Raw genomic sequence first — 13,047 nt, 5'->3', positions numbered from 1 at the left:
TTCTTGGCGGGCGGTGGCGGCAAAATTTGCTGGTGACAAAACCGCCCGCCGGGGGTAAACCCACTGACTCGTAAAGCCAAGGACCCCGCCGGGAGACGAGCCCTTCGCGCCGTATCCCGTGAGCGGTCCTTGGCTGAAGTATTTTAGAGACCCTGAACCGCAAAGGAGCTTCGTTTTGAGTCCCACTAGTTTAGGCACCATATTGCAAGCCTCCATCGCCCCCTGCGTGCTCATCTCCGGGGTGGGGCTGGTGCTGCTGGCCCTCACCAACCGCCTGGGGCGGCCCATCGACCGGGTGCGCGAGTTGTGCGCCGGGTTTTCCCGTCTGCCCGAGGACGAAAAAAGCGTTATCAGCCACGAGATCAAGATTCTCTACCGGCGCTGCCACCTGCTGCGCCTGTCGGTGATTTTCGCCGCCCTGTCCATCTTCGCGGTGGCCATGATCATCCTGGCCTTTTTCGCCACCTACACCCTGGGGGTGTGGATCCCCGACTTGGTGGAGGTGCTGTTCACCTGTTCGCTGGCCTGCCTGATGATCAGCTTGGGATTTTTCCTGGCCGACGTGCACCAGGCCCTGCGCTCGTTGCGCATCGAGGTGCGCGATCACCTGGGCCTGGAGATCGGCAGCTACTGGCCCAAGGGGAACGGGCGGTTATACTTGGGAGGAAGCCCCCAAAACCGGGAGAGCCTTGCTCCAAGCCCAAGGTAGAGTAGCGGCCATGTCCCAAAAGGTCTTGATCGCCTGCAAAATCTTCGAGGAAGAGCTCACCACCCTGCTGGAGCGGGAGGACGAGGCCGACCGTCCCCAAGTGGTGTGGCTGGACGCCGCCCTGCACCTGGACCTCAAGCTGCTGGAAAAGGAACTGCGGGCCGCCATAGACGAGGCCCAATCCCAGGCCCCGGACCAGGTCCGGGTGTTTTTCGGCCGGGGCTGCCTGCCCCACATGGATGAGCTGCTGCGCGAGAAAGGCCTGCCCCTTTGCCCCACCTTCAACTGCATTTCCGCCTTTGTGGGCGAGGACAAGGTTCGGGAACTGGAGCAGGGCAACACCATCCTCATGACCCCATCCTGGGTCCGCTACTGGCCCAACAACGCGCGGCGCCTCTCCGGCTGGGACCCGGTGGATTTCCGCACCGGCCTGGGCCGCTACGACCGCATCCTGGTGATCGATCCGGGCATCAACCCCCTGAGCGACGAAGAAATCCTGGAGTTCTTCGATCTGGTGCAGGTGCCCATCGAGGTGACCAACATCGACCTCGACCATTTCCAAGCCACCGTGCGGCAACTGCTGGCCTAGACCCGCCAAAGCTAAGGGCGGGGACAAACCCCGCCCTCGCCTTGCATACCGCGCCTTTCGGTGAGGCCCTATTTCGGGTCCTTGAAGCCGATCTCGGCGTGGTTGCCGTCGCAAAAGGGCTTGTTGCGCGAGCTGCCGCAGCGGCACAGGGTGCAGTGCTCTTGGGACACCTCCTGGGCGCGGGGCTCGTGCCCCACCACCTCTATCCCTCCCACCAGGCAATAGGGGCCGTCCTGGGTGACGATCACCTCGGGCTCCCGCTCCAGGTCGCGGTGCTCCAACCCCTCGATGCTGTAGCTCAGGGCCCCGGAGGGGCATTTTTCGATGGTGGCGATGATGGCCGCCACCTCGGCCCCGTCCGGATTGACCCAGGGGCGGGCGCAGCGGTCGAACACCCCCGGCAATTCGTTGACGCAATAACCCGCATGGGAGCAGATGTGGCGGTTGTCGTGGATGACGATCTTGGCGCCCTGGTAGCTCTTGCGCCGATCCAGGTGGCCGTCGCTCTCCTTGCGGTCGTTGAAATGGTTCTCGCCGTGGGAACCGTCGCAAAGGGGCTTGTTGTCCGAGCCGCCGCAACGGCACAGGGCCGCGCCCTTGGGGTTGGCGTAGGTCTGGCCCTCTTCGCCGCGCAGGCCCGGCACCGGTTGGGGAGTGAAGTCGGTGAAGTAGTAATATGGGCCGTTGGGCAGAGGAATGACTTGGGGTTTGGGCTTGTCGGCGCTCATGCTCCTGGTCGTCTCCGGCAAGGGTTGCGCGGCGGCGCGCCGCGATCAAATGGGGGCCATAGAGCCTCTTGCTAAATTATAAATGTATTGGGGCGCCAAAGCTAAGGGCGGGGTCAAACCCCGCCCTCGCCGCAGCCGTGATTGGCGCCGCGCCTATTTGCCGCCGGTGTAGCCCTTGCGGTTTTTGATGCGCGCGTCGATCTCGTCCCTGGAATCCTGCATGAGGCGCATGGTCTTCTCCCCGGCCGCCACCAGCTCGGCCCCGTTGCCCGCCGCGATCAGGCGGGCGGGCAGGAGCATCTGGCGGCGGGTGAGAAAGGCCACGATCTCGTCGTCGGCGTCCAGCTCCACCCCGAAGCGCTCGGCCAGCTCCAAGAGCTGGTCGCCGAACTCCTGGGGATGCTCCAGGAGCTCCACCGGCAGCTGGGTCTCCCGGGCCAGGGCCGCGGCCTTGCCCGGGGGCAGCGAGGAGCCGCAGATCAAATCCGTGGCGTGGGCCAGTTCGTGGATGATGATGGAGTCGTCGGCGTCGGGGCTCAGGGCCAGGTAGAGGTGGGTGGGGTCCAGCACCCGGGTCTTGTGGGGGTTGATGAGCACCCCGCCCGAGGTGGCCCGGGGGGCGTCTGTTGCCCCCACCTGCAGCTTGGCGTAGGCGGCCAAATCCACCAGCTTGATGCCGATGGTCTTGCCCGCCGGCGAAGTAAGGGAAAAGCCGGCGACGATTTCCTCGGCCCGGGGATGTTCGCAGGCCGGGAGCTTGGTTATGGCCAGGGCGATTTGGCCTGGGTCCTGGTTCAAGCGGTCGGTTACCATCTCATTTTCGCGTCCCATGTGGCACCGCTTGAACTTTTTGCCGCTTCCGCAGGGGCAGGGGTCGTTGCGTCCGATGTTGGATAGGTCCATGTGTCACCCGCGGCCAAATCCGCCCGGTTTAGGTTGGTTTACTCGGCTACGATGCAGTCGCGACCCGCGTCCGGGGTGTTGACCGGGAAGGGCCCGCACTGACCGGTGTTGGGATCGTAGCGATGACGGTAGCTGGCCTTGATACCTATTTTCTTGAAGGTGTGGTCCCAGCCCCGCTGGTAATAACCGCACTCGTCGTTGAAGCAAATATAAAGGCACTCGCCGCCCCAGCTATTCACCGCCGGGGAGACCCACTTCTCCATATGCTGGCCGCAGTGCGGGCAAATGGTCTTGGCTTCGTCGAAATCGGCCATGATGCACTCCTTGGCAAGTTGGCAGAGTTGAAAAACCCGCGCCCGGGCGCTGGGCCCAGGCGCGGGCGATTACGTCCTGCCTTAGAAGTTAATCACGCGACGAGGTTTTTCAACGCCTCGGCGGCCGAAACGATGTTGCGGTCCAGGGCGGCGTCTTTTTTGTAGTCGCCGCCAAAGGCCAGAGCCATGAGCTGGGTCACGTAGACCACCGGCATATTGTACTCTGTTTTCAATATCTTATTGAGCCGGGGCTGGTAGATTTCCAGGTTCATCTGGCACATGGGGCAGGCGGTGACGATCATGTCCGCCTGTTTTTCCTCGGCCTCGCCCAGGATGCCTCCGGCAAGGGGAGCGCAAGTTTCCATCTCGGTGAAGAAGATGCCCGAGCCGCAGCACTTGGCCTTGTGCTCAAAGGGCACCACCTCGGCCCCCAGGGCCGTCAGGATCTCGTCCATGGTGTGGGGGTCTTCCACCGAGTCGTACTCGCCATAGGGGCGGGTGGTCTGGCAGCCGTAGTAGGAGGCCACCTTGAGCCCGGCGAGGGGCTTTTTCACCGCCGCGGCGATGCGCTCCACGCCCAGGTCGTGGTAGAGCACGTCCAACACGTGGCGCACCTTGACCCCGCCGGTGTAGTTGAGGCCGCCCTCGGCCAGGATCTCGTTGAGCTCCTTGGCCAGCTCGGGCTCTTCATCAAACTCGTGGGCGGCCTTGACCATCTGGATGTAGCAGGAGGAGCAAGGGGCGACGATGTCATAGCCGCCCTGCTTCTGGGCCAGGGCCAGGTTGCGGGCGTTGAGGGTCTTGGTCTGCAGCTCGGTGCCGCCCACGTAGTGAATGGAAGCGCCGCAGCAGTTCCAGTCGTCGATCTCCTTGAGGGTGAGGCCCAGAGCCTTGGCCACCGCCTCCACGCTGACCATATAGGGAGAGCCGCCGGCTTCCAGGGAGCATCCAGGGTAGAGGAAATAAGTCATCCTAACCCTCCTTTCCCGGGCTCATGGCCTTGGCCTTGTCCAGCATCTTCTTGAGGCCCTTCATGCCCTTGATCTTCTTGGAGGGAGGCAGGCCGGGGCCGATCTTGAACTTCATGCGCTTGTGGGAGAGCAAGGCGCGGCCGATGTCCATCATCTCCAGCATGTTGAAGATGCCGTGGATGGGACCGGCCATCATGGTGTAGCGCATGGGCACTTCGGTCTCGTCCACCCGGCCGGTCTTGTAGATGCTGTCCCAGAAGGCCTTGCCGAACTTGGAGGTTTCCTTGCGCGGAACGATGCCCTGCTCCAAGGCGTAATGGGCCAGGCCGTGCATCACGTCGATGACCTTGACCCCGCGGGGGCAACGAACCTTGCAGCTATAACAAGAGGTGCACAACATGATGTCCGGGCTGTTCATCACCTCGTCGCGTTTTCCGGCGCGAATCAGCGACCAGAGCTGGCGGGGGCCGTGGGTCATCTCGTCCCGCAGGGGACAGGTGATGCCGCAGACGCCGCACTGCATGCACAGCTTGACGTCCTCTCCCGAATCCACATTCTGATACACCTCTTCGCGGAAGCTTTTGTCATAGGCCTTGGTGGCCATAGCCATCCTCACTGCAAAGCGGTTAAACGAAATATTGTCAAACCCCGACAAGGTGAAGGGGGCCCACCTGGCGGCGGGCCCCCTTTATCAGGCTAGAATCCCTTATAGGGGTTGGGTCCGACTTCCTCGATGGTTTCCATGAACTCGCTGATGATCTCGGGAATGCGGTCCACTTCGTTGAAGCTGATCTCTTCCACCCGCACCCGGTCGCTTTCCAGCACCAGGCGGTCCAAGGTCTCGGAGATCTTGGACATGCGCACGTTGGCCAGCTCAGAGCCCTTGATGAAGTGGCACTGATAATCGTCCCCGTGGCGGCAGCCGAAGAGCATCACGCCGTCGATGCCCGAAGACAACGCGTCGGCGATCCACACCAGGTTGATGGAACCCAGGCAGCGCACCGGGATGAAGCGCACGTAGGGGCTCCACTTGTGGCCCTTGCGCGCGGCCATGTCGATGGCCGGCAGGGCGTCGTTCTCGCAGGCCAAGACCACCACCCGTGGCTTCTCCTCGTCTTCCTCGGGCACCTCGATGGACTTGATCATCGAACCGATCATGTCCACGGAGTAGTTCTTGAAGCTGATGATGCGCTCGGGGCAGGCGCCCATGCACACGCCGCAGCGACGGCAGCGGGTGGGGTTGGGCAGCGGGTTGGCCTTCTCGTCCTCGTTGATGGCCCCGAAGGGACATTCCTCGGTGCAGCGCTTGCACTGGGTGCAGCGTTGCATGGCGAACTCGGGGAAGCTCATGTCGCCGCTGCGCGGATGCACCGCCACGCCCTCGGCCGCCGCGCGGGCCGCCTGGATGGCCTTGAGCGCCGCGCCGGTGGCGTCTTCCACCGCCTGGGTGACCCGCATGGGCCGCCGCACGGTCCCCGCCGCGTAGATGCCGGTGCGCCGGGTCTCGTAGGGGAAGCAGATGAAGTGGCTGTCCGGGTAGGCATACTTCAGGGTGGGCAGGTTGGGGCCCTGGCGGTACTGCAGATTGAGCACCGACCAGGAGTCGCAGGCCGCCTTGGCCTCCGCGGCCAGCTTCTTGGCCGCTTCCTGGTCCATGCCCAGGGCCACCAGAGGCGCGTCCACCACCTTGGGGTTGTTGGGCTTCATGCCGGTGGCCAGCACCACCAGGTCCAGTTCGTCGATCTCAACGGTGTCGTTGAGGGTCATGTCCTTGGTTTCGATGGCCAGCTTGCCGCCGGATTCGCTGATCTTGGGGTAGTCCTCGTCGCGGCGGATGAACACCACGCCCTTGCGCTGGGCCTCGCGATAGACTTCCTCGCTCTGGCCGGGGGTGCGGATGTCCTTGTAGATGACGTAGACCGCCGCCTCGGGGTTGGCCTCCTTGACCAGCATGGCCTGCTTGAGGCTCACGGTACAGCACACCGCCGAGCAGTAGGGCAGGTGGTTCTGGTCGCGGCTGCCCGCGCACTGGATAAAAGCCACCGCGCCCAGGCCGCCCAGGTCGCCGCCCTTGGCTTTGGCTTCCATGTCCACGTTGGTGATGATATTGGGGCTGGTGCCGTAGGCCAGCTCGTCGGCCAGCTTCTCGGGCTCGTAGGGCAGCCAACCGGTGGCCTGCACGATGGCCCCGCAGCGGAAGCTGTCGCCGCCCGTGAGGGTCACGGTGAAGTTGCCCGGGGCGCCTTCGGTCTTGTCCACGGTGGTGCCGGTGTAGACCTTGATCTTCTCGTCGGCCTCCACCTGGGCCACCAGGGCCTCCAGGCCGGGGTCTTCCAGCTCCTGATAGGGCGGGTTCTCCGGGGCCAGCTTGGCCATCTTGCCCAGGAAGCCGCCCAGGGCGCCTTCCTTTTCCACCAGGTAGACCTGGGTGCCGGTCTTGGCCGCGGCCAGGGCCGCGTTGATGCCGGCCACGCCGCCGCCCACCACCATGAGGGCGGTCTCGGGCTCCAGCTCCAGCTGGAAGGGCACGGGCACGTTGGACTTGGCCAGCTTCACCGCGCTCATGCGCAGATAGTCGGCCGCCAGCATCTGGCGGTCCTCGCCGGCCTCTTCCTCGCCCTCGTACTCGGCCTCGGAGCACAGCAGGGCCTGCTCGCGCAGGCTGGCCCGCTCCACGATGACCTGGGGCCCGAAGTTGAACTCGTCGTTTTTGACCCGCGAGGAGCAGGCGCCGATGAGCACCGCGTTGACCCCGCCGTCCACGTCGCCCTGGATTAGGGCTACGCCGTCGGGAGAGCACAGGGCGTCGTGGAACTTGACCTCGCCGATGCCGGCCTCTTCCACGACCTCCTGCAGGTTATCAAAATCCAGGGCCTCGCCGAGGCCGCAACCTTTGCAGAGATAGCACGCTTGGTTCTTATCCATGATCACTACCTCCCGGCCACTACTTGGATGGCCTTGAGCGCCGCCGACGTCCCGTCCTGCACGCTGACGTGCACCTCGCCGGGCCGGCGAACCGTGCCCGCGCCGAAGATGCCCTCGGCGCTCTGCACGAAGCCGTACTCGTCATAGACCATATCGGCCGGAATCTTGCTCAGATCGGTGTTGGGTTGCATGCCCGCGGCCAACACGACCAGGTCGTGCTCGGCCTTGAAGCGCTCGCCGGTGGTGGTGTTCTCGCCGTTCAGCACCAGCATGCCGTTTTCGCCGGGCTCGATAAGGCCGACCTTGCTTTTCACAAAGCTGATCTTCTCGTCGGCCTTCACCTTGGTGTAGAAGTCCTCGTTGCGGTCCATGGCCCGGATGTCGATGAAGTAGATGGTCACCTCGGCGTCCTTGAGCTGCTCGCGGACGTAGGTGGCCTGCTTGAGGCTGGCCAGACAGCAAATGGTGGAACAGAAGGGCAGGTGGTTCACGTCGCGGCTGCCGGCGCACTGCACGAAGGCCACCTTCTTGGGGGCTTCGCCGTTGCTCAGCTTGACGATCTTGCCGCCGGTGGGGCCGTTTGCCGCCGCCAGGCGCTCCATCTGCACGTTGGTGATGATGTCCGGGCTGCTGTCTACGTTGTAGTACTCCACCTTGGAGACGTCGTAGGGGGTCCAGCCGGCGGCCCACACGATGGCCCCGGCCTCCTCGGTGATCTCCTTGGCGGCGTCATCGAGCACCACCGCGTCGTAGGGGCAGGCCTCCTTGGCCTTGGCCCCGTCTTCGGTCTCCACGATGCTGGGATCGATGACGTAGCGGTAGGGATAGGCCAGCTCGTGGGGCAGGTAGGCCGCCTTGATCTCGCCCAGGCCGTAGTCGAAGGGGCTGGGGATGGTGGCCTCGACCGCTTCGGCGCACTTGCCGCAGACGGTGCAGCGCTCGTTGACGTAGCGGGGCTGTTGGGCGATGGTCACCTTGTAGTCGCCCGCCTGGCCCTCGATGCCCGTGACCTCGCTCATGGTGTAGAGCTTGATGCGCGGGTTGGACTTTATGCGCTTGAAGTTGATTTCCAGTCCGCAATAGGGCGGGCACAGTTTGGGGAAGTATTGGTGGAGCTGGGCCACGCGGCCGCCGAGATAAGGATTTTTCTCCACCAGCACTACATCGTAGCCGGCTTCGGCAGCTTCCAGCGCCGCGCTGACGCCGCTCATGCCCCCGCCGACGACCAGTATGGATTGGCCCATCGTGCTGTCCTCCTCGCAAGGGATATAGCTGTTGACCTAACTAAAACAAATCTGTTCCGCCGGGCGGGCGGGGCCCGGGGGCCAAGCCCCTGGTTGATCCCCAGCGCATTTCGCCGAGCGGTTTGCCGGGCCTATTAGGGAAACCGGCGGATAATCGATCACCGAATATACTATGGCCGCGCCGCCCCAGTCCAGAAAAACTCTTCCCTGAACGGAAGTCATTTTGGCCAATCAGCACGGCAACTTCCCGGCGGCGGGGCCAGGGCCTCGCCGAGCGGGGTCTTTTGTCCGTTTCGGGCCTCCGGGGCCCGATACGGGCAAAAAACTCCAGGCGCCCATGGGCGGCGCCTGGAGTTGCTATCAGGTCAAAACATGGAAGTTAGCCGAGCAGGTCGACGACTTCCTTCTTCTCGAACTTCCACTCACCGTCCTTGAAAGTGCAGTTCACGAAGCACTTCCAATTGGCCTCGTCCATCTTGGGAGTGTCGGCGCGGAAGTAGTAGCCGGGCCAACGGGTCTCCTCGCGGAAGAGGATGGTGCGCACGTGGGCCTCAGCCTGCCACATGCGGTGGGTGTTCTCCCAGCAGCGCTCCAGCTCGTAGCTGTCCTCGGCCGCCAGTTTCTCGGCGTCTTCCTTCAGCATGTCGAGCAGCTCGATGCCGCGCTCCAACAGGGCCTTGGAGGTCTTGAACGCGCTGACCACGCCACCAGCGTACTCGTCCATGATCTTCTGCAAACGGAACATGAAGCTCATGGGACGGATGTAGTTGGGGTTGATCTCCGGGTCGGTGGTCATGCCCTTGAACTGCTCGAAGCGGTCCATGGGAGCCATGCACTTGGCCTTGAGGGCATCCACGTCGCCCACGCTGGGCTGGCTGTTGTTGTCCAGGATGAACCGGACGGCCTGCTTGGCGGCGTAACGGCCCTCGGCGTGAGAACCGCTGGAGAACTTGTGGCTGCTGGCGCCCGTGCCGTCACCGGCGGAGAACAGGCCCTGCACCGTGGTCATGTTGCCGTAGCCCCACTTGTAGGGGGTCTCGAGATCTTCGGGGCCGGAAACCCAGGCACCGGAGCCACCGGAGTGGGAACCGATGAAGTAGGGCTCGCAAGCGGCGATCTCGGAGCGGCTCTTCTCAGGGTAGATGTTGCTGGCGGCCCAGAGGATAGCCTGGCTCACGGTCATGTCCAGGAAGTCCTCCCAAGCCTCGGCCTCCAGAGACTTCATCTTCTTCTTGAAGGCCTTCTCGTCGGGAGCCGCGGCGGCCAGCTTCTGGATGGCCTCGGCGGTCTCCATGTACAACGGACCCAGGCCGGCGTCGGTGTCGAGCATGCCCAGGTAGTTACGCAGGTTGGCCGGGATCGGCTTCACCAGGCCATAGGGAGCCCAGTTCTGCAGCTCGGCCTTGCGCTCCACCATGTACTCGCCGCCGGTCGCGCTGGTCGCACGGCTCTTGAAGAGCAGGAACCAGGCGCCCACAGGACCATAGGCGTCCTTGAAGCGCACGGGGATGAAGCGGATCTCCTGGCAGGTCATCTCGGCGCCCGCCTGGATGGTGAAGTAGGCGCTGGAACCGCTGTTGAAGGGCGGATACCAGGAACGGCCCAGACCTTCGCCGACGCTCCGGGGACGGAACACGTGCACGGCGCCGCCCATCATGGCGCAGACGGCCTTGGCCTTGAACACGTAGAACTTGTTCTCGCGGGTGCTGAAGCCGTAGGCGCCAGCCACGCGCTCGCCGTCCATGATCGGGCCCACGATGAACACGCGCTCGAGAATCTCGAAGCCGGCCTCGTTCATGGCGTTTTTGGCGGCCTCGGCCACGATGACCTTGTAGGACTCGCCGTTGATCATGATCTGCCAACGACCCTCGCGAACGTACTTGCCGTTCTCGTCGGTCCAGATGGGCAGACCCCATTTTTCAAACAGGTGCACGGAGCTGTCGACGTGACGGGCGATGTTGTACACCAAGTCGTCACGGGCGATGCCCATCAGGTCCTGCTTGACGTAGTTCACGTAGTCGGCGAGGCTGTTGTCGCCGGCAGCGTAGCCGATGTACTCGTTGATGGCGCTCAGGCCCATGGCCACGGCGCCGGAGCGGTCAAAAGCGGCCTTGTCGACCAAGGTCACCTTCAGGCCGTTTTTCTTGGCCCAGTAGGCAGCCTCGACGGCCGCGCCGGCCGCGGCCATGCCGCCACCACAGATCAGAAGGTCAGTGGTGACCTCCACAGTCTCAAAATTCGCCATAGTTCCTTACCTCCTAAACCTTCGCGCCCCTACAGGGTGGGCGTCTTGTCCTGGCCCGTGGAGGCCGGCTCGGTCATCAGGTCGATGCTGTTGATGTCGCCACTGCCCTCATCAAAGCCACCCAAGGGAGCAGCCGCGCCCTCACCAGTGGTCCGGATGGGGAACTTGAAGCGTTTGACCGCGCCGTCACGGAACTTGACGGTCCACATAATGTTGTCCGAGCCGCGCAGCGGTACGCAGCTGGCGCCCATGGGCACGAAGTCGGCATAACCGCGAACGTCAATGGCCTGCTGGGGGCAGATCTTGACGCAGTTGTAGCACTCCCAGCACATGGCGGGGTCGCGGTTGAAGGCCTTCATCTCGCCGTAGCCAAGCGACCCGTCCTTGTCCAGGAGCATAAGGTCGTTGGGGCAGATGTACATACAAGCGGTCTTATCCTGACCCTTGCAGCCATCGCACTTTTCAACAATGACAAAACTTGGCATTCAGTTCCTCCGTAGTGTTGACGGGTTGGCCTTTTGCAACCTGCCTAAACGACTACCAAATGAGCCCAACCTCCCTAGGCGGGGCCAGTTCACGTCCCTAATTTCCCTCACGCCTCCTTCGAGCTTTTTACTCGAGTTTGGTCTCTACCTCACTTTTATGGACACGTCCCCGAACCGAACCTGGGGACGAAAACCATCGATTGTGCGTATGGGAACAAACTATCCCGCACTTACCCCCCATGTCAAGCAATTTCGCCATTCCCTCGCAGCCTTTTGGTCTCGGGCGACCAGGCGCCACAGAGGATTCGGCCTACTTTTTCCATGGGGTCGGCCTTTTCTAACGTAGAGTTATCTTTGATGTCAAGAAAAATGTGTTATTCGTCACAAAGTCCGGATCAGGCCAATTCAGAACGATTTCCAGAGGGATAGGGTAGCCGGCATTTTCGCGAACCCCGGCGCCTTTCGCCTTGCCGGGCCTTTTTTCCACCAGGCGCCGCCCAGCGAGGCTCCGGCGGCCCGGAATCCGGCCGCAAAGCGCGAGCAAACACCACTTGTTTTATGTTATTTAGGGTTTTGGTGGGATAATAATCTAGGGAACCGGCGCCATGGCCGGGAGGCCGGTGCGCCTCCCAAAATGCTTGGCGCCCCAATGATTCGAAAAGGCTGGCAACCGGAGAACTCGCCGATAGACCATCTTTGATTTCAGCATGATAAGCCGCTAGACCCCAATCTGGCCCCAAGGGGCCCGAAATGCGTGGCCAGGGAGGTGCGTGTGCCCCATGCCCTAAGCGGAATCAAGGTGCTGGATCTTTGCCTCAACCTGCCCGGCCTCTACCTGAGCTGGCTCATGGCCTGCCTAGGGGCCGAGGTGCTCAAGGTGGAAAACCCGGTGGGCGGCGACTACAGCCGCAGCGTCACCGGCGGCGAAGAAGAGGACTCCCCCTATTTCGCGGCCCTGAACCGGGGCAAGAAAAGCCTGGCTCTGAACCTCAAGGACCCGGCGGGGCGCGACCTCCTGTTGCGCCTGGCACAGGATTACGACGTGCTGGTGGAGGGGTTCCGGCCGGGGGTCATGAGCCGCCTGGGCCTGGAGTTCCCCACCCTGAGCGCTCGGCAACCCCGCCTGATCCAGGTGTCCATCTCCGGCTACGGCCAGCAGGGCTCCCTGGCCCACAAGGCGGGGCACGACATCAACTACCTGGCCCTGGCCGGGGTGTTGAGCCTCACCGGCGGCCACGAGGAAAACCTGGCCATTCCCGGGGTGCAGATGGCCGACCTGGCCGGAGGGGCGCTGCTGGGCCTGACCGGAGTATTGGCCGCCCTGTACCAGCGGGAGCGCACCGGCCGGGGCCAGCACGTGGACACGGCCATGTTCGACGGCTCCATGTCCCTGGCCACCATGATCTGGGCCGGGGTGCAGGCCGGCCTGGACGCCCCCCGCCCCAAGGGCATGACCCTCAACGGGGCCTACCCCTGCTACAACCTCTACCGCACCAAGGACGGGGGCTGGTTCTCCCTGGGGGCCCTGGAGCCCAAGTTTTGGCGGACGTTTTGCCGGGCGGTGGAGCGCCCCGACCTGGTGGACAAGCAGTTCGCCGGGCCGGAGGCCGTTCAGGAGGTGGCCGCCATCTTCGCCGGGCGCACCCGCGAGCAGTGGAGCGAGTTTTGGGCGGCCCACGACGCTTGTTGCGAGCCGGTGCTCTCGCTGCCCGAGGCGGTGGCCTCGCCCCTGGCCGGGGAGCGGGGCCTGGCCGAGCCCCTGGAGGACGGGGTGCAGTTGGCCTGCCCCCTGAAGATGTCGGGGTCGCCCCTGGCCGCCACCGATCCGCCCCCGGCCCTGGGCCAGGACAGCGCCCGGGTGTTGGCCGGGCTGGGCCTCAACCAAGACCAGATGCAGGAACTGGCCGGCCGGGGAGTGGTAAAGCTGGCCTAGC

The 13,047-nt window shown here is 63.7% G+C and carries 11 protein-coding genes and 1 pseudogene; 3 read left to right on the top strand and 9 right to left on the bottom strand.

Going from position 1 to position 13,047, the window contains the following annotated elements; genetic code table 11:
* The first annotated feature begins 175 nt into the window (after nt 1-175).
* Nucleotides 176-709: a DUF2721 domain-containing protein gene (locus tag AACH32_RS02400; protein ID WP_338605084.1), complete on the top strand. Its 534-nt coding sequence runs from the start codon at nt 176-178 to the stop codon at nt 707-709.
* A 10-nt stretch (nt 710-719) separates the two neighbouring features.
* Nucleotides 720-1,298, top strand: coding sequence for a DUF1638 domain-containing protein (locus AACH32_RS02395; RefSeq protein ID WP_338605082.1), 579 nt, complete (start codon nt 720-722; stop codon nt 1,296-1,298).
* 68 nt (nt 1,299-1,366) lie between these two features.
* Here the strand turns inward: AACH32_RS02395 and AACH32_RS02390 are convergent, their stop codons facing one another.
* The 9 genes and pseudogenes from AACH32_RS02390 to aprB all read right to left on the bottom strand — a co-directional run bounded on the left by AACH32_RS02390 (nt 1,367) and on the right by aprB (nt 11,113).
* A complete protein-coding gene (locus AACH32_RS02390) occupies nt 1,367-2,026 on the bottom strand; it encodes a CDGSH iron-sulfur domain-containing protein (RefSeq protein ID WP_338605081.1) in 660 nt (219 codons plus the stop codon).
* Nucleotides 2,027-2,838: 812 nt separating this feature from the next.
* Nucleotides 2,839-2,914: pseudogene (locus tag AACH32_RS20830) on the bottom strand (SEC-C metal-binding domain-containing protein); the annotation flags it as partial.
* Nucleotides 2,915-2,967: 53 nt separating this feature from the next.
* Nucleotides 2,968-3,243 carry an ogr/Delta-like zinc finger family protein gene (locus AACH32_RS02380; RefSeq protein ID WP_338605078.1) on the bottom strand — a complete coding sequence of 92 codons (276 nt, stop codon included), beginning with the start codon at nt 3,241-3,243 and terminating at the stop codon, nt 2,968-2,970.
* 92 nt (nt 3,244-3,335) lie between these two features.
* Nucleotides 3,336-4,214: a CoB--CoM heterodisulfide reductase iron-sulfur subunit B family protein gene (locus AACH32_RS02375; protein ID WP_338605076.1), complete on the bottom strand. Its 879-nt coding sequence runs from the start codon at nt 4,212-4,214 to the stop codon at nt 3,336-3,338.
* Between the two features lies 1 nt (nt 4,215).
* Entirely contained in the window at nt 4,216-4,818 is a 603-nt protein-coding gene (locus AACH32_RS02370) for a 4Fe-4S dicluster domain-containing protein (protein ID WP_338605074.1), read from the bottom strand.
* Between the two features lie 92 nt (nt 4,819-4,910).
* Nucleotides 4,911-7,139 (bottom strand): hydrogenase iron-sulfur subunit, encoded by a 2,229-nt coding sequence (locus tag AACH32_RS02365; protein ID WP_338605072.1) that lies wholly within the window; start codon nt 7,137-7,139, stop codon nt 4,911-4,913.
* A gap of 5 nt (nt 7,140-7,144) precedes the next feature.
* Nucleotides 7,145-8,383: a CoB--CoM heterodisulfide reductase iron-sulfur subunit A family protein gene (locus AACH32_RS02360; protein WP_338605070.1), complete on the bottom strand. Its 1,239-nt coding sequence runs from the start codon at nt 8,381-8,383 to the stop codon at nt 7,145-7,147.
* A gap of 379 nt (nt 8,384-8,762) precedes the next feature.
* A complete protein-coding gene (gene aprA, locus AACH32_RS02355; protein ID WP_338605068.1) occupies nt 8,763-10,628 on the bottom strand; it encodes an adenylyl-sulfate reductase subunit alpha in 1,866 nt (621 codons plus the stop codon).
* 29 nt (nt 10,629-10,657) lie between these two features.
* Entirely contained in the window at nt 10,658-11,113 is a 456-nt protein-coding gene (aprB, locus tag AACH32_RS02350; protein ID WP_338605067.1) for an adenylyl-sulfate reductase subunit beta, read from the bottom strand.
* Between the two features lie 772 nt (nt 11,114-11,885).
* On the opposite strand from aprB, the gene AACH32_RS02345 reads away from it, so the two are divergent.
* Nucleotides 11,886-13,046, top strand: a complete 1,161-nt coding sequence (locus tag AACH32_RS02345) for a CaiB/BaiF CoA transferase family protein (RefSeq protein WP_338605065.1) — start codon at nt 11,886-11,888, stop codon at nt 13,044-13,046.
* Nucleotide 13,047 lies beyond the last annotated feature (1 nt).

The sequence above is a fragment of the Desulfoferula mesophila genome (assembly GCF_037076455.1).
Classification (GTDB): Bacteria; Desulfobacterota; Desulfarculia; order Desulfarculales; family Desulfarculaceae; genus Desulfoferula; species Desulfoferula mesophila.
Note: the sequence above shows the minus strand (reverse complement) of the source record. Positions and strands in the feature narration are given on the sequence as shown.